Here is a 17,783-nt window from a genome sequence, read left to right as displayed (position 1 = left end):
CTCATGAAATACGGTATTCTGATGTGACAAAACCTGAATCCTGGTCGTTAAAGTGTTTGTTTGCACTCATATTTTAACTGTTAGGACTCAGGTTTTTTTATTTAAAGCAAACTATGGGACAGCAGTGCCTTCGGGTTCTCTTTTTTTTATGCGGTTCAAAGGATATCAAATGAAGCAGAGTGATGAGTTGGCAACGCAAATTTTGTCGGTCATTCAATTGATACCGCAAGCAAAGATTGCCACTTATGGACAAATTGCCAAATTAGCGGGTTTACCTAAGCATGCACGACTGGTTGGCTATGTACTAAAGCATCTAGATACAACATCAACGATCCCATGGCATCGGGTGGTGAATGCTCAGGGAAAAATCAGCACGCAGCGTTGCAATGAAAAAGGTGAAAATATCCAGCAATTGAAATTGGCAGCTGAAAATGTCTTTGTGGTGAATGGACGCATCTCATTGAAACAATATCAATGGTTACCCTAAAAAATCCTTGCCTTCAACAAGCGTTTTTTATATTGATGACGCAGTCAATAAAAAAAGCCCTCTAGGATCAGAAGGCTTTTTATTTCACGCTATAAATCTAATGGCTTATTTGCGCACAACCAAAACAGGAATGTCTGAAGCACCCAGTATACTTTGAGCTACGCTGCCCAAGAAGAATTTTTTGATCCCTGTACGGCCATGTGAACCAATGATAATCAAGTCCGCATGTGTTTCTTCTGCAGCTTTAACCAGTTCTGTATGCACCACTTGACCTTCAAGTAGGCGAGTTTCAACAGTGACACCTTCAGTTGAAAATTTCGCTTTTGCTTCTTCAAGTGTATTTAAAATCGATGCACGAGCACGTTCAATTAAATCATTGGTTTGTGCTGCTGAAATATACTCTGCAGCAATATATGGATCGAGCGTCAGTACTTGAACCACAGTAATTTTACTGCCAAAAGTTTTTGCAAACTCGACAGCTTTAGCCACCGCAGCATAAGAAGTTTCTGAACCGTCCACTGGAACTAAAATATTATTTAAAGCCATCTTATTTCTCCTTATCTGATCAATTGAATTTGGATGGAAAAACCTGAAAAAAAGCGCTATTTACATTGATCATAGTTTTATCATACGCTTTTTTATTTAGGAATAAAACCAAGTAAATTCATAAGGATATTGCGAAATTAGTAATAAAAATATTGCAAAAATATGGACTTGTTTTCACCATGCTTAGCGATAGCAAAAATGCTCAATAATGTAAGCAGCTATGTCTAGATTGTAAGACAATTTGGTGCTGAAAAAATTGAGCCTAGATAATTCATCCATCAGTTGACTTGGTTTCAATCACACTGTTTTTCTTGCTCTGTCAGGGTAATATGCAACGCTTGTTGCTCAAGCAAGCTTAATTTATGCAACGCATCTTCAGGGAAGATCTGTTTTTGCAAGCGTTGAATCTGTCGCGCTGATAAATGCTGATTGGCACAATACATCGCAGCTTCATTAGCGCGCGCAACACTGACTAACTTCTCCTGATCATTGAAGTCGAGACGAATGATGGGTTGCTGTGCTCGGCTAAGTTGAGCCATGCTGCGCTTTTGTTGCATGCTTAATAAGGGCTGTTTACTAATCCAAGTCGCCACATCACGTCGCACACCATTATAGTCAACAAAAATTGGGGAGACGATTTGGCAGCCCGTCAGTGTCATAACGGTTAGGCTGAGGGTCAGACAGGCTTTTTTTATCGAATTGAATTGCATGATAAAACTCTAATTTTTAATCAAAAAATATAGTAATTAGGGCTAAAAATAGCATGATTTGCTTAAATAGTAACATCTTGAACTTTTCTTGTTTAAACTCTGAACAATTACAAACAAAAATGCTTGACGATAATGTGTGAAATCTAGATAATGCCACCACAGTTTACGGCTATGTAGCTCAGTTGGTTAGAGCACCGCACTCATAATGCGGGGGTCACAAGTTCAAGTCTCGTCATAGCCACCATTTTTATAGACCAAGCTCTCAGCTTGGTCTCTTTTTTTGTGCCTAGAAAAAGTCAAATAGATTGAAATAATTACTGCACTAATAAAATGATCTGTTAACGGTGTTTATGTAGAAAAAAGAGAACTCAAATCTTTAACTGCATTATTTTATGACCTAACTTTTGAAATACACATCTCAATTACTTTTTATATTTACTGCTGTGTTTTTTGCGCCTATAAAAAGCCCAGTTATAGAACTGGGCTTTTTTTAATTTGAATCGAATAATTAGATACCCGGTTTCCAACCATTCACGATCGGGTAGCGACGTTCACGGCTAAATGCACGTGAGCTGATACGTGGACCGATTGCGCCTTGGCGACGTTTGTATTCGTTTAGATCAACCAAACGGATGACTTTTTTCACGATTTCAGCATCAAAACCTTTGGCAATGATGTCATCTTGGCTCATGTCTTCTTCGATATACGCATATAAGATGGCATCTAATACATCATATTCAGGTAATGAGTCTTGGTCTTTCTGATCTGGACGAAGTTCCGCAGAAGGTGGACGAGTAATTACACGTTCAGGGATCACTGGTGTTTCTGAAATGCTGTTACGGTATTTTGCTAGTTCAAATACAATCGTTTTATAGACGTCTTTAAGAACCGCAAAGCCACCGACCATGTCACCGTACAATGTACAGTAGCCAACAGATAATTCAGACTTGTTCCCTGTAGAAAGGACTAAATTGCCGAACTTATTCGATAAGGCCATTAACAATGTACCGCGAGAACGCGCTTGTAAGTTTTCTTCAGTTGCATCTGTCGGTGCATTGCCAAAGAATGGGAACAAGGTTTGCATAAAGCCATTCACAATTGGATTGATTTCGGCAATTCCAAAAGTCACACCCATATTTTTGGCTTGTTCAGCAGCATCTTCAACACTGATTTGTGCAGTATAGGTATATGGCATCATGACCGCTTGAACTTTATCTGCACCAATCGCATCGGCAGCAATCGCTAAAGTTAATGCTGAGTCAATACCACCAGATAGACCTAAAATCACACCTGGGAAGCCTGAACGTTGTACGTAGTCACGGGTTGCGATTACAAGGCTTTGGTAGATTTCAGCCATGGTATTTAATACAGGCGTGATTGCACCTGTTTTAAAGGCTTTTTGTTCAGCATCGTATTCTGCGATATATAGATCTTCAACAAAACTCGGTGCTTGCAATGCAACTTCACCTGAATTGTTCATCACAAAGCTTGTGCCATCAAAGACAAGGTCATCTTGACCGCACACTTGGTTACAGTAAACCAAATTGATGTTCAATTGTTTGGTCAATGCAGCCATGGTTTCAATGCGATGCTGTGGTTTACCAACTTCATAAGGTGAAGCATTTAAAACCAAAGCGGTTTCAACATTTAACTGAGCAAGCTGTTGAACAGTTGGTAGTGCCCAAACATCTTCGCAAATCAACACACCAAACTTATGACCTAAATATTCAAAGACTAGGTGTTGATGACCTTCACTGAAATAACGTTTTTCATCAAAAACGCTATAGTTTGGAAGATTTTGTTTATTGTAAATCCCGAGAACTTGACCATTTTTCATGACAGCAGCAGAGTTATAGCGCTGACCATCTTCAGTTTGATTTACAAAACCAAAGACTAAAACGATGTCCTTAATGCTCGCTAATTGTTCAAAAGCTTGCTGTGTACGTTTATTTAAACTTGGACGTAATAATAAATCTTCAGCAGGATAACCAACTGTAGAAAGTTCCGGAAAAACAATAATATCTGCGTTCTGTTCTTTTGCAACATTGGCTTGTTGAAGCATTTTTGCTGCGTTTGATTCTAGGTTACCAATATGCGGAGAGAACTGAGCAAGTGCAATTTTAAAACTATTCATTCCAACTAAATCCTATTCCTATAGGTGAATACACTTAACACACTGATTTGTATTATTGTGATTATTCAGCGAGTGTATTTAGATACGAAAAATACTGCCGAAAGGCGAAAACAAAACACCATCATCGTATGATAATTCACTTGTTTTGATGCAAAGCAAAAAAATAAGGTGAGCCTATTTTATCTGAATTTAAGCGAGATACTAGAGGTATTCATAGCTTTTAAAAGCCTAGCTGAGCTTATGTGCCATAAAGTAAATATTAATGCTGTTTTTTTGTACTCAAAATAGCGTCAATGGTCGAGCACTAGTGTGAAATAGAATGATCAGGCGATATTCAATTTTATCTAAAAATATTCGCTACAGAGCATGGAAGCTTTATAGCTCAATTTGATGAACAAGTTCAGGATATAAAATAATATTTTTAATTCGCTTTAAATAGATGTCACGTGCAATGTCACCTTGTTGCTCAATGTTGTAGTCAAAAAATGCCTTGTGTGCTTTGAGGGTATAGCGGTATGGATTATATTTTTTAAAACTGAAGAAATACGCCATCTGCAAAATAGCACCCCGACCCAAAACATTGATCTGTTGCTGGTATTGATAAACATGGGCCATTTCATGAATAAACAGGGCACGATATCCTAAAGACGCTTTGGCATAGTCCGCTTTAAACAGTAAATTTCGTGCATGAATATACCCCTGCGGCGCCATGACCACATGTGCCGATTGCCAAGGCAAAAAAGGGTGATTCATCACTTTCACTTGTTCATATTGAATCAAATCCCCAAACACACTGCGACACATGGATATTTCACCTGCCGTGAGTGATCGATATTTAAAACCTTCAAGTTTTAGCAGCCGAATGAGTGTGGGAAAGAAAGGCAACATGATGAAAAGTGATTATTGTTCCTAAGGGATGTGTAGTTTTACTATAACCTGAAAATATAATATCACGCTGTTGCGCTGTATTTAAAAAGCGATATTTTTGCATCTGCTACAGCGAAAAATCGGTCAGGGCGTTACAATTTAGTTTTCGGTCAAACAGATAGTCAGATGCAAGCACGGATCAATACTTTAATTTCTGAAATCAGCAAAAATATGTATGAACGTGAGCAGATTATTGCTTTGAGTTTGTTGGCTGGTGTTGCGGGTATGAATACCTTTTTATATGGTTTGCCCGGCACTGCAAAAAGTTTGATTTCACGTCGAATCGCCTCTGCTTTTGAGGTCCATGACTATTTTGAATATTTGATGAATCGTTTCAGTACGCCTGAAGAAATTTTTGGACCGGTATCGATCAAAGCCTTAAAAGAAGATCAATACATTCGTAAAACAGAACATTATTTACCACGGGCAGATTTTGCATTTTTAGATGAAATTTGGAAAGCCAGCCCTGCGATTTTAAATACTTTACTGACCTTGGTGAATGAGCGGAGTTTTAAAAATGGTGACATTGTCCAAAAAGTTCCATTGAATGTTTTGGTCAGTGCATCGAATGAAATTCCCGAACCAAATCAAGGTCTAGATGCCTTGTATGATCGTTTTATTTTGCGCTTAGAAGTGCCGCCGATTGCTGTTGCAGAAAACTTTCATGCACTATTACAGGCCAAGCCGAGTCAAGTCAGTGTTGAAGTCGATGCGACCTTAAAAATAAAAAAAGCCGAGTTGCAAGATTGGCGGGAACAGATATATCAGGTGGAATTACCCGCTTCGATTTTAAATCTGTTTGATCAACTTAAAACTCGACTCAACCATAACTTTGAAGATCACGTGGTCTATGTCTCTGACCGTCGTTGGCAACGTGTGGCTTATTTAGTCAAAGCCTGTGCATTTTTAAATGATCGTCCATCAGTGATTTTGAGTGATCTATTAATTTTAAAACATTGCTTATGGAATCAGCCTGAAGACATTGCTTTTGTTTCGCAGCAGATAGATGAAGTATTGGCTGAAAATGGCTTAAATTACGGTTTGCAATTCGAACAACATGTGGCAGAGAAGGATGCACTTGAACAGCGGGTGCTCAATCATTTTTATTATACCGATGATGTGTATGAGAGTTATTTAATTCATGGCACTGATTACTTGCGTGCAGTGACCAATCTAGATCGACACTATAAAGATAAACTGTTGTATCTCGAACTGGATAAAATGGATACGAAAAAGGACTTCTTTGCCTTAGATGATACCGGTGAAGAAGTGCGTGGCATCGTATGTAATTTTAATGGTTCAAGAGTGTGTACGTTAAAAGGTGGCTATTACGGCTTAGAAGAAGTGGTGACGCCGTATATAAAACATACCAAAGGTAGTCCACGCAGCTCTCTTTCAGCACAAAGCCAATATGAGCTATTACACGAAATTCAACAGCTTAAAGCACATTTTCAAACAGAATTGGATCTGTTGACGGAACGCTTTAACAGTCAAAAGCATCAGTTTAAATCGGTCTTTGTCACTGAACAGGATATTCAAGATTTAATTCAATCTATTGAGCAGCAATTGGCAAGATATCAATTGCAGTTGCAAGATTGTGAGCGTCTGGAACAGTTATGTCGCAATTAGAACCGTCACGACAACAAACCCAATCAGCACTCGATGAATTAAGTTCGCAGCTTTATGATGAATTAAAACAATCCAGTTTAAAACATTGGTTGGAAGATCATAAAGTGGCAAAAAAGCTCGATCAAAAAATTCAGGAATGGGCCTTTCAGGCAAAGTCGAGTTTAGATCAGCAGCATCCCTATGCAATGGCGCAGCAGCAATTGGAACATTGGCTTGCGCTAAAGCATTGGGAACAGGGTGATTTTGTACAATTTCACGCTGAATATGCCGCCTTTATGCAAACCTTGGGGATTCCAGAATTCACTGAAATGTGGCAACAGAGCCAACAGTCGTTGCTGACTGAGCAGCAGCGTCAATTACACATTGAGCTATTCAAAGGTAAATGGCAGCGAAAATTGACCGAAGCCATTGCACATTGGGAGTTTGAGCAGCTCCGTTTACAACGAGATGCCTTTTTAGATGAAATCAAAGATTTTCTCGCGACATTGTCGAAAATGGTCAAGCACCATGACAGTGTCGGGTTTGAAACTGGGATTTTTCTGGACTATTCCAAAGGGCAATTAACTGAGCATGATGTACAGAACTTTGAGCAATGGGCCAATTATCTCGAGCAAGATCGGGCGCTTAAACGTCTATGCAAAATGATCGGAAGCGCACAGCCGAATATGCCACGTAAGCGGATTTCTGCTCAGTTAGAACAAGAACCACAGCAGCTTATTCACACCCCGATGGCGCAAGAGGAAATTACTGGAATTAAATTGGCACAAGAACTCAGTATGGCTTTACCTAGCGAGTTGGCGCTGTTAGCCGATCCAGACTTGCAAGTTTTATTTGATTTGAAATATTTAGAATCTAATCTGATGAGTTTTAATCGAGAAGGGCAGCAACAGGGACGGGTGATCGAAGACCAACGCCATACGCAGCGTCGAGTCGGACAAAAAGGCCCGATGATTGTTTGCTTAGATACTAGTGGCTCAATGAATGGACAACCTGAACTGATTTCCAAAGCGATTTGTTTGTATTTATCTATTCGAGCGCTAAAAGAAAAGCGAGCGATGTATTTGGTAAATTTCTCGACCAATTTAACCGCGCTGAATTTACAACATAATAGTGCTTTGGATGATGTCATTCACTTTTTAGGGCAGTCATTTCATGGGGGAACAGATATTATCCCTGCGATGAATCATGCCGTGGACATGCTGAAACAACCGAATTTTGTATATGCCGATGTGGTGGTGATTTCCGACTTTATAATGGGTCAACTGACTGAAGAACTCATGCAAGAGATCACACATTTGAAGCAGCAGGGCAATGGATTCTATGCTGTTGCTATCGGTAATTTTAAACTGGATCATTTAGACGACAGCCTGTTTGATCATCAATGGGTGTATCAATCTGCGACCGGTGAAGTGCAAAAAATCCAATAATTATCACTCAATCAAAATACGCCATGACCTTTAATGACAAGCTTTTGAGCCATACAACACCGATGTTTTAAAGATTGTCTGACAAAGAAAATATTTGAGCGTTTTTGCAAATCGAGAGGTCGGTTTTGCTAATGGCCTAGTGATCTATCTCACTTAATTTGATCGTCAATCTATGTGTTTTTACTTCAATCGACATGAAGTCAATGAAGGGGAAACACCCAAATTGAGAGCAAAATCATGAGCGCTTTTCAACCGATAAAAAAAACTTTAGCACGCGTATTTGCAGGCCCTGTCTTTGACCCAACAAAACAGTCTGCCGTTGTTCCTATTCGTCATATGAAATTTGATTTTGAACCAGAAAAAATTGATCCAAAATTTTATATGAATGCAGAATTGGCCAGTGCCTATTTTGCATCTTTATCTATTTTCTTAACCCGTGGCGAAGATTTGGTGATTGATACTGCTCGATATCATCGCGACTTTATTCAAGATCCTGTATTAAGACAACGTGTCACGTCGTTGATTGGGCAAGAGGCTATTCATTCACGTATGCATGAAGAAATGAATGAAGCGTATCGCGCAAGAAATCTGCCTGTGCAATTTTTTAGAAAGTTAGAACACTACGTCTTTGCCTATGGTTTTGAACGTATGCCACAGCCAATGAAGTTATCCTTAATGGCAGCAATTGAGCATTTCACCGCAGTGCTTGCGGAATACATGATGAATCATGAAGAAATCTTTTTTAATTCAATAGATGAAAAGCAGCGCGCTATTTGGATGTGGCATATGTTGGAAGAGTCTGAACACAAAGACATTGCCTATGATGTTTATCAAGAATTATCAGGTAATTGTGCTTTACGTATTGCTGGCTTTTTCCCTGCATTAATTACCATTTTGGGTTTGATTTCGATAGGCGCTTCGATTGTACCGTTTTACAGAAAACCGTCGAACTTGATTAGCCTAAGCTACTGGAAAGATGTTCCGCGCAGTTTCCAACTGATTTTTGGTTTAAAAGATGGTGTCTATGGTAGCAGCCTCGGGCATATTTTTGACTATTTACGACCAAGTTTTCACCCGAATGATCATGATACTTCTGCGTTTCTTGAATATTACAAAAAGCGTTTGTTGAACCCTGTTGATGGCGTATTGACACCTTATTTTGTCAAAGAATTTACCCCAGCATTAAAACGATAAAAGGACACAACCATGGGTCTATTTGGGAAAAAGAACAAGCCAAGTGAAAATGGCTATGCGGTGGTCACCGGTGCAGGCAGTGGTATTGGGCGAAGTTTCGCTTTGGAGTTGGCACGTCGTGGTGGGACAGTGGTCTGTGCCGATATTCATTTAGAAGCAGCGCAAGAAACGGTAGATCAAATTCAATCCATGACCTCATCAAACGCATATGCAGTGCAGTGTGATGTCGGTAAGGCTGAAGAAGTTAAAGCACTGTCAGAGCAAGCTGAGCAGTTGATGGGGCATGCTGTGACCTTGGTGATCAACAATGCAGGCGTCGGGCTGGGTGGTAAATTTGATGAACTGAGTTTAGACGACTGGCAGTGGTGCATGCATGTCAATTTGTGGGGTGTGGTGCATGGCTGCCATTATTTTGTACCCAAGTTGAAACAAAATAAGCAAGGCGGCGCGATTATTAATGTTGCTTCTGCTGCGGCATATACCGCTGCACCAGAAATGACAGCATATAACGTGACGAAGTCGAGTGTGTTGGCATTGTCTGAAACTTTATCGGCAGAGCTCAGATCGGCAAATATCCGTGTGAATGTACTGTGCCCAACCTTGGTGCCGACCAATATCATGAAGAATGGACGCTTGCCCAATCGATATTCAGGCTTAGCTGATCAACTGCTGATGAATCATGCATTTACGACGAGCCACGATGTCGTCGATTTGACATTGAATAATTTAGATGCAGGGAAGTTGTATACCATTCCGCAACCTGATGCCAAATTATTTTGGTGGTTAAAGCGTCTATCCCCGCAAACCTATACCCGCTTATTGGGGGTGGGTTATCCCTTATTTAACAACTATATTAAAAAGTCGGGAGCAAAAGCATGAATATGCCGACACAATTACATGACGAAGATGTAAAAGCATTAGATCAAGAGAAAATTCAAACTAAAAAGGCAACAACGCAAACTAATGCACGTCGTCCTGTAACGTCTTCTGCCAAAGCAAAAAAAGCAGTACAAGACCAATCAGAGTCAGAGCCTAGCCTAGAAAAACCAAGCGTAGAAAATCAAGTGCGTGTCTACGATACCATCGTGATTGGTGCGGGGATATCAGGTTTAGCTGCTGCTCATCAAATGAATGAACGGGGTTATACCGATTATGTGGTTTTAGAAAAAGCCAATCGCGTGGGAGGAACATGGCGCGACAACACCTATCCAGGTTGTGGATGTGATGTTCCTTCGGCGTTGTATTCTTTTTCATTTGCGCCGAGTCATAAATGGAGTCATTTATTTGCCAAGCAACCTGAGATTCTGAACTACTTAGAGGATGTGGCAGAGCAGCATGGGCTTTATCGTAACATTCAGTTCAACTGTGAATTGATTGCAGCGGAATGGAATGAGGAATTAAAGCAATGGCAATTGGAGACGAGCAAAGGTAAGTATGCGGCGAGAACGGTAATTTTTTCCACTGGGCCGATTACTGAACCTCAAATTCCAAAAATTAAAGGTATTGAAAGCTTTGAAGGTGAAATGTTCCATTCTGCGCGATGGAACCATGCCTATGACTTAAAAGAGAAACGTATTGCAGTGATAGGTACGGGAGCATCTGCGATTCAGTTTATTCCTCAGATTCAACCTATTGCCAAAAATGTGGTGGTGTTTCAACGGACTGCGCCATGGGTATTACCAAAAGCAGATTTACCACTGAATGACCGTGCGAAAGGCATGATTACACGCTTTCCCTCTGTTCAAGAAACTTGGCGCAAAAGTGTGGCCGGTATATTAAATGGTATTAATTTAGGACTACGTAATCCTTCGCTTTTAGAGCCTGTGAATTATTTGGGTCGTCAGTTGTTAAAAACACAAATTCAAGATGCTGAATTACGTGAAAAAGTTACACCAAACTTTTCTATTGGTTGTAAGCGTCTTTTATTTGCCAATAACTATTATCCTGCTTTGCAGCAAGCCAATGTCGAACTTGTACCACATGGTTTAGTTGAAATAGAAGGTAATACTGTTATTGCTGCGAATGGTGAACGTCATGAAGTCGATGTCATTATTTGGGGCACAGGTTTTGAAGTTTCTCATCCGCCGATTGGACAACGTGTAAAAAATGCCAAAGGGGAGTTATTGTCAGAACTTTGGAAAAACAGTTCTCCTGAAGCATTTTTGGGTACCAGTATCGCGCAAGTACCTAATGCCTTTTTGGTGCTCGGGCCAAATATTTTGGTTTATGACTCATTCATTGGTATTGCAGAAGCACAGGTTGGGTATATCGTCGATGTCTTGGTAAAAATGAAACAAGAGAAGATACAACGGCTTGAAATTAAGCCAAATGTATTGGCCTATCACAATGCAAAAGTGCAGACACATCTACAGACGACAGTCTTTAATAGTGGCGGCTGTAAGAGCTATTACTTAGATGCCAATGGGCGCAATTTTGCAGCTTGGCCGTGGTCACTGAAACAGTTAAAGCAGCGTCTTAAACATGTGGATTTGGCAGATTATGAGACTGTTGCTTAGAGACTTTGGTTTAATAAATGTCGCTTAACTCGATAAGCCAAAATGAAGCATCATCAATATTTAAACCTTTTGTTTACAGCCTAATTTCTACGTGGCATTGGGCTTTTTTTATGACGATATCTGATGAAACAGTGTGAGATTTTCTAGAAAATGGCGATTTAAAATACACTCAGCAATAAACAGCATACTTTATAGCTTGTGAGGCATCGTTTTATCTAATGATTGAGCAGGAAAATTCAGTCAGATGGGGCTGTTTAATAGCGAAAAATAAATCTAGTTGCATAAAAAAACCGCCCCAAAGGGACGGTTTTTAGATTCGCACAATTCTTTCGAATTAACGACCTTGGATATCGCGTTGAGTTTCGCCAGTGTAAAGCTGACGAGGACGACCGATTTTGTAAGGTGCGCTGTGCATTTCTAACCAGTGGCTGATCCAACCAACAGTACGTGCAAGAGCGAAGATTACTGTAAACATTTCTGTTGGGATACCAATCGCTTTAAGGATGATACCTGAGTAGAAGTCTACGTTAGGGTATAGGTTACGTTTGATGAAGTATTCGTCAGAAAGCGCAATACGTTCAAGTTCCATAGCCAAAGCAAGTTGTGGATCGTTGATACCAAGTGCAGTTAACACTTCGTCACAAGTCTCTTTCATTACTTTCGCACGTGGATCGAAGTTTTTGTAAACTCGGTGACCGAAGCCCATAAGTTTAACTTCTTTAGTTTTCACTTTTTCCATGAACGGAGCAACGTTTTCTACAGTGCCGATTTCATCAAGCATCTTAAGAACAGCTTCGTTCGCGCCGCCGTGAGCAGGTCCCCATAGAGCCGCGATACCCGCAGCGATACATGCGTATGGGTTAGCGCCAGTAGAACCAGCAAGACGTACTGTAGAAGTAGACGCGTTTTGTTCGTGGTCAGCATGAAGCGTGAAGATACGGTCCATTGCTTTAGCAAGAATAGGGTCAACTTTGTAATCACGGTCTGCAGGAGTAGCAAACATCATGTACAAGAAGTTTTCTGCGTAGCTTAAATCGTTACGTGGGTAAACGAATGGTTGGCCTACTGTGTATTTGTAAGTCCAAGCAGCTAAAGTAGGAACTTTAGCGATTAAGCGAATAGCAGTGATTTCGCGGTGGTCAATGTTTTCAACATCGAAACCGTTGTGATAGAACGCAGAAAGCGCACCAACAACACCACACATGATCGCCATAGGGTGAGCGTCACGACGGAAACCATTGAAGAAACGGCCAACTTGATCGTGAACCATAGTGTGGTTACGAACTTTAGCATCGAATTCTTGTTTTTGTTCAGCAGTAGGAAGCTCGCCGTTCAAAAGAAGGTAGCAAGTTTCTAAGTAGTCTGCTTTAGTAGCAAGCTGGTCGATTGGGTAGCCACGGTGTAGAAGAACACCTTTACCGCCGTCAATGAAAGTGATTTTAGATTCACAAGCAGCCGTTGAGACAAAACCAGGATCAAAAGTAAAGTGACCTGCGGCCAACACATCTTTAACGTCAATTACATCTGGGCCTAGAGTGCCACTGTAAATTGGTAAGTCAATTTCTTTGCCATCAAGCTGTAAAACGGCTTTTTTGCCAGTTGCTTCAGACATTCAATAGATCTCCTGTCCTGGTGAATGTTTTATCTGACTCAGTACTAATCTTTTAATGCGAGAATCAGACGGATCAAAAATTTGCTCTAAGATTAGAGGGAACTGAAATTTTGTCAATTATACTTATGGATATAAATTGAGGATCATTGATTGAAATGAAGCACAATTCATCCGCTTAAAAAATGAGTAAAATCACAGTGCCGACGCAGTATAATAAGTCAAATTGCAGGGGAGGTGCAGATTAAAAAAAGCCTATTGCCTTAATTGTAAGCAATTTTTAATTCTTAAAAACTCTGAAACAAATATGAATTACAAGACCGCTATTTCATTAAATTATTATAATTTTCGTAACTTACACACATCTGTGGCTCTAAATTGCTGTTTTCTTATTCATAATTAAAACGACTTAATCGCCCTTAAAAAAAAGTTCGTTTGGTTAAAAAATAGTTAATTAAACGCCTTTAAAAGCTTAATAAATGATCATTTTTGTCATTTGAAAGGTAAAAAATGGCGTTTTATTAAACAGATTTGCTGTTGCTGAGATTTTTATGCACAGACTAAGTTCTTATTTCGTTTCATGATCTTTGAGTTTTATCATTTGAGAAAATGATGCACATTTATTTTTATGATTATGGCTTGGCGAATGTGTTGGAAGATTTTAAAATGTAGTGGGAAAAGAAAGATTTAGATTTGTTCATCTTTAGTCTAAAAGTTTAAATCGCTATATACACACAAAAACAATAAGTTAAATTTACATTTAACTGATTAAAACCAACAAGATAGTCTGATTTTCTTAGATAAATAAGGTATTTGTTTTTAGAAAAGTTATTGTTAATGATTCTTATTTAAGGATATTTTGCAAAATTCCTAATTGTCTTCGTTTGTGTTTTGAAAGTTCACGTTTTATAATTCCCTGTCGTTTATAAGATCAGACAGCTGCAGAGTTTATTATATTGTAATGTCTGACTATGCTAGCTTTCCTACGAATTAATTCCAACAAACTCCGGATGGAGTTTTTACTTACAGGATGCCCGCTGTGAAAAGCAACAGACCTGTCAATTTGTCCATGGGTCAAGTTTTAGAAGTAAACTTAAAATCCCCTGTGGCTATTGCATCAATTTTACACCGTCTATCAGGTGTTATCGTATTTTTACTCGTACCGGTCCTTCTTTGGATTTTAGACAAATCTCTATCTTCACCTGAAGGTTTTGCGCAAGTTCAAGCTGTGTTTGATAGCTTTATTGTGCGTTTTGTCGTATGGGTATTTGTAGCCGGCTTAATTTATCACCTTATCGGTGGTATCAAGCATCTATTTGCAGATCTTGGCGTTGCTGAAGAACTTCAAAGTGGTCGTATCGCAGCTACTATTTCATTGATCTTGTCTGCAATCGGTATTGTTGCAGCATTTGTATGGATTGTTCTCTAATGAAAAGTGCTACAGGTTTAACAGGATCAGGTTCACGCGATTGGTTTATCCAACGTGTAAGTGCCGTTGTATTGGCTGTTTATACTATTGTTGTACTGGGCTGGATCCTTTGCAATAGCGGATTCACTTTTGAGCAATGGTATGGCTTTATGATGACAACACCAATGAAGATTTTATCTTTATTGTCTGTCTTATCTCTTGTTGCGCATGCTTGGATTGGTATGTGGCAAGTATTCACTGACTATGTGACTACTCGTCAAATGGGTCCTTCAGCAAACGGTCTGCGTTTAGTGCTGACTTCTGCAGTGATTGTTGCAGTATTTGCATACGCGATCTGGGCGATCCAGATTTTTTGGGCAAATTGATAGGAAGATATCATGGGCGCTATAACCCCTAAAGAAGATTACACAAATATTCCACACCAAACTTTCGATGCAGTCATCGTTGGTGGTGGTGGTTCAGGTATGCGTGCTTCTTACCAACTTGCTCAAGCTGGTTTGAAAGTTGCTGTACTGACTAAAGTATTCCCAACTCGTTCGCACACTGTTGCAGCGCAGGGTGGTATTGGTGCATCTCTTGGTAACATGCAAGAAGATAACTGGCACTACCACTTCTACGACACAGTTAAAGGTTCTGACTGGTTAGGTGACCAAGACGCAATTGAGTTCATGACTCGTGAAGCGCCTCAAGTTGTATATGAACTTGAACACTTAGGCATGCCATTTGACCGTAACGCTGACGGTACAATTTACCAACGTCCGTTTGGTGGTCATGCTGCGAACTATGGTGAAAAGCCAGTTCCACGTGCATGTGCTGCTGCCGACCGTACAGGTCACGCACTTCTTCACACGCTTTATCAAAGCAACGTGAAAATGGGTACTCAATTCTTCGTAGAATGGATCGCACTTGATTTGATCCGTAACGAAGCAGGCGATGTACTTGGTGTGACAGCAATTGACCAAGAAACGGGTAAAATTGCAGTATTCCAAGGTAAAGCTACATTGTTTGCTACTGGTGGTGCTGGTCGAGTTTACCGTGCATCTACTAACGCTTATATCAACACTGGTGACGGTCTTGGTATGGCAGCTCGTGCAGGTATTCCATTACAAGATATGGAATTCTGGCAATTCCACCCAACAGGTGTTGCGGGCGCAGGCGTATTGTTGACAGAAGGTTGTCGTGGTGAAGGTGCGATCCTTCGTAACGATGCTGGTGAGCCGTTCATGGAACGTTATGCTCCGACACTTAAAGACTTGGCACCTCGTGACTTCGTATCACGCTCTATGGACCAAGAAATTAAAGAAGGTCGTGGCTGTGGTCCTAAGAAAGACTACATCTTGCTTGATATGACGCATCTTGGTGCTGAAACAATCATGAAACGTCTTCCATCTGTATTCGAGATTGGTAAGAAATTCGCGAACGTTGACATCACTAAAGAGCCAATTCCTGTAGTACCTACAATCCATTACCAAATGGGTGGTATTCCTACAAACATTCATGGTCAAGTGGTTGTTCCTGTTTCTCGTGAAACTGAAGCTTTGGTTGCGAACTACAACAAAGAAACTGATGTGTACTCACACAACGCGGGCGACCGTGATTTCACTAAACCAGTGAAAGGTTTTTATGCAATCGGTGAATGTTCATGTGTATCTGTACATGGTGCAAACCGTCTAGGTACAAACTCATTGCTTGACTTGGTTGTATTTGGTAAAGCTGCTGGTGAACATATTGTTGACTACGTAACTAAACACCATGGTGATGAATACGCTCCATTACCTACAACTGTTCTTGAAAACACTTTGAATCGTGTTCGTCATCTTGATGAATCTACTTCTGGTGAAAATGCTCAAGAAGTTGCTGATGCAATCCGTGACATCGTTCAAGACCATGCTGGTGTATTCCGTACATCTGCACTTCTTGAAGAAGGTGTGAAACAGATTCTTGCGATCGAACCACGTGTACGCAACATTCACTTGAAAGACAAATCTAAAGTATTTAACACAGCACGTGTTGAAGCTCTAGAAGTTGAAAACTTGTATGAAGTTGCAAAAGCGACACTGATTTCTGCAGCTGCACGTAAAGAATGTCGTGGTGCGCATACAGTGGTAGATTTCGAATTACCACCTGATCATGCTGACTACCCATACGGCCGTCGTGATGATGAGTGGATGAAACACACTTTATGGTTCTCTGTAGATAACCGTCTTGAGTACAAACCAGTACGTTACAAGCCTTTATCTGTAGATGCTATTCCACCTAAACCACGTACATTCTAATTGGGAGAAGTAAGATGAGTAGAGGTACTCGTACATTTAATATCTACCGCTACGATCCTGATAAGGATGCAGCTCCGTACATGCAAACTTTTAAACTAGAGTTGACTGACAAGCACCGTATGTTGCTTGATGCGCTTCTAGCATTAAAAGTACAAGACGAATCATTAACATTCCGTCGTTCATGTCGTGAAGGTATTTGTGGTTCTGATGGTGTAAACATCAATGGTAAAAATGGTTTAGCGTGTCTTTGGAACCTAAACGACTTACCAGAAGTGATTACAATTCGTCCACTTCCAGGTCTTCCAGTAATTAAAGACTTGGTTGTAGATATGAATCAGTTCTACGATCAGTACAATAAAATCCATCCGTTCCTAATCAACAATCAGCCTGCGCCTCCTAAAGAGCGTTTGCAGTCTCCTGAAGAGCGTGAACACTTAGATGGTTTGTACGAATGTATTCTTTGTGCATGTTGTTCAACTTCATGCCCATCATTCTGGTGGAACCCAGACAAGTTCTTGGGTCCATCAGCATTGTTGAACGCATATCGCTTCATCATTGACTCTCGTGATACAGCAACTCAAGAGCGTTTGGCTCGTCTTGACGACCCATTCTCATTGTTCCGTTGTAAAGGTATCATGAACTGTGTATCTGTATGTCCTAAGGGTCTTAACCCAACTAAAGCAATCGGTCACATCCGTAATATGCTTTTAGATCTAGGTTAATAGATTTAGCAGTAAAAAGAAGCGCACCATTGGGTGCGCTTTTTTTTGTCATATAGGACTTACGCACTATTATTTAAAGATTCTCTGTGGTAGCAGATGATTTTTATCGAGAATAAAGTCATCAATGAAGCTTTTGATAATTGGTCTAAATAATTTCTTCTGCCAACGATATACATT

15 protein-coding genes, 1 tRNA gene and 1 pseudogene are annotated in these 17,783 nt (G+C 40.1%); 11 read left to right on the top strand and 6 right to left on the bottom strand.

Translation table 11 applies throughout. The features are described from left to right. Nucleotides 1-169 precede the first annotated feature (169 nt). The gene (locus FTV03_RS14090) at nt 170-487 is read left to right on the top strand and encodes an MGMT family protein (RefSeq protein ID WP_180011029.1); all 318 of its coding nucleotides are present in this window, start codon (nt 170-172) and stop codon (nt 485-487) included. 105 nt (nt 488-592) lie between these two features. Here FTV03_RS14090 and FTV03_RS14085 read toward each other — a convergent pair whose 3' ends face one another. Then, nucleotides 593-1,033, bottom strand: coding sequence for a universal stress protein (locus FTV03_RS14085; RefSeq protein WP_180041863.1), 441 nt, complete (start codon nt 1,031-1,033; stop codon nt 593-595). A 293-nt stretch (nt 1,034-1,326) separates the two neighbouring features. Further along, on the bottom strand, nt 1,327-1,743 hold the full coding sequence (locus FTV03_RS14080; protein WP_180041861.1) for a hypothetical protein: 417 nt from the start codon (nt 1,741-1,743) through the stop codon (nt 1,327-1,329). A gap of 167 nt (nt 1,744-1,910) precedes the next feature. Here FTV03_RS14080 and FTV03_RS14075 point away from each other — a divergent pair. Next, a tRNA-Met gene (locus tag FTV03_RS14075) sits at nt 1,911-1,987 on the top strand. Nucleotides 1,988-2,251: 264 nt separating this feature from the next. Here the strand turns inward: FTV03_RS14075 and FTV03_RS14070 are convergent. Further along, nucleotides 2,252-3,877 (bottom strand): NAD+ synthase, encoded by a 1,626-nt coding sequence (locus tag FTV03_RS14070; RefSeq protein WP_180041860.1) that lies wholly within the window; start codon nt 3,875-3,877, stop codon nt 2,252-2,254. A gap of 375 nt (nt 3,878-4,252) precedes the next feature. Then, the gene (locus tag FTV03_RS14065) at nt 4,253-4,768 is read right to left on the bottom strand and encodes a hypothetical protein (RefSeq protein ID WP_180041865.1); all 516 of its coding nucleotides are present in this window, start codon (nt 4,766-4,768) and stop codon (nt 4,253-4,255) included. 162 nt (nt 4,769-4,930) lie between these two features. Here FTV03_RS14065 and FTV03_RS14060 point away from each other — a divergent pair, with 162 nt between their 5' ends. From FTV03_RS14060 to FTV03_RS14040, 5 genes are all read left to right on the top strand, one after another. Then, a complete protein-coding gene (locus tag FTV03_RS14060) occupies nt 4,931-6,433 on the top strand; it encodes an AAA family ATPase (protein ID WP_180041858.1) in 1,503 nt (500 codons plus the stop codon). After that, nucleotides 6,421-7,860, top strand: a complete 1,440-nt coding sequence (locus FTV03_RS14055) for a VWA domain-containing protein (protein WP_180041856.1) — start codon at nt 6,421-6,423, stop codon at nt 7,858-7,860. Before FTV03_RS14060 ends, FTV03_RS14055 begins: the two co-directional genes overlap by 13 nt. Before the next feature lie 237 nt (nt 7,861-8,097). Further along, nucleotides 8,098-9,054: a metal-dependent hydrolase gene (locus FTV03_RS14050; protein WP_180041854.1), complete on the top strand. Its 957-nt coding sequence runs from the start codon at nt 8,098-8,100 to the stop codon at nt 9,052-9,054. A gap of 12 nt (nt 9,055-9,066) precedes the next feature. Next, nucleotides 9,067-9,933 carry an SDR family NAD(P)-dependent oxidoreductase gene (locus tag FTV03_RS14045; RefSeq protein WP_180041852.1) on the top strand — a complete coding sequence of 289 codons (867 nt, stop codon included), beginning with the start codon at nt 9,067-9,069 and terminating at the stop codon, nt 9,931-9,933. Further along, on the top strand, nt 9,930-11,570 hold the full coding sequence (locus tag FTV03_RS14040) for an NAD(P)/FAD-dependent oxidoreductase (protein ID WP_180041850.1): 1,641 nt from the start codon (nt 9,930-9,932) through the stop codon (nt 11,568-11,570). Before FTV03_RS14045 ends, FTV03_RS14040 begins: the two co-directional genes overlap by 4 nt. 334 nt (nt 11,571-11,904) lie before the next feature. Here FTV03_RS14040 and gltA read toward each other — a convergent pair whose 3' ends face one another. Beyond that, nucleotides 11,905-13,182 carry a citrate synthase gene (gene gltA, locus FTV03_RS14035; RefSeq protein WP_078189909.1) on the bottom strand — a complete coding sequence of 426 codons (1,278 nt, stop codon included), beginning with the start codon at nt 13,180-13,182 and terminating at the stop codon, nt 11,905-11,907. Nucleotides 13,183-14,209: 1,027 nt separating this feature from the next. Here gltA and sdhC point away from each other — a divergent pair. From sdhC to FTV03_RS14015, 4 genes are read left to right on the top strand one after another with little or no spacing between them, the layout of a single operon-like run. Then, nucleotides 14,210-14,608, top strand: coding sequence for a succinate dehydrogenase, cytochrome b556 subunit (gene sdhC, locus FTV03_RS14030; RefSeq protein WP_078189908.1), 399 nt, complete (start codon nt 14,210-14,212; stop codon nt 14,606-14,608). Then, a complete protein-coding gene (sdhD, locus tag FTV03_RS14025) occupies nt 14,608-14,973 on the top strand; it encodes a succinate dehydrogenase, hydrophobic membrane anchor protein (RefSeq protein ID WP_078189907.1) in 366 nt (121 codons plus the stop codon). Before sdhC ends, sdhD begins: the two co-directional genes overlap by 1 nt. 12 nt (nt 14,974-14,985) lie before the next feature. Next, nucleotides 14,986-16,884, top strand: a complete 1,899-nt coding sequence (locus FTV03_RS14020; protein ID WP_078189906.1) for an FAD-binding protein — start codon at nt 14,986-14,988, stop codon at nt 16,882-16,884. A 14-nt stretch (nt 16,885-16,898) separates the two neighbouring features. Next, on the top strand, nt 16,899-17,606 hold the full coding sequence (locus tag FTV03_RS14015) for a succinate dehydrogenase iron-sulfur subunit (RefSeq protein WP_078189905.1): 708 nt from the start codon (nt 16,899-16,901) through the stop codon (nt 17,604-17,606). A 69-nt stretch (nt 17,607-17,675) separates the two neighbouring features. Here the strand turns inward: FTV03_RS14015 and FTV03_RS14010 are convergent. After that, nucleotides 17,676-17,783 (bottom strand): annotated as a pseudogene (locus FTV03_RS14010) (IS701 family transposase); the annotation flags it as partial.

Source organism: Acinetobacter sp. YH12218, assembly GCF_013417925.1.
In the GTDB taxonomy this organism is placed as follows: domain Bacteria; phylum Pseudomonadota; class Gammaproteobacteria; order Pseudomonadales; family Moraxellaceae; genus Acinetobacter; species Acinetobacter amyesii.
This window is presented reverse-complemented; position numbering and strand designations above follow the sequence as displayed.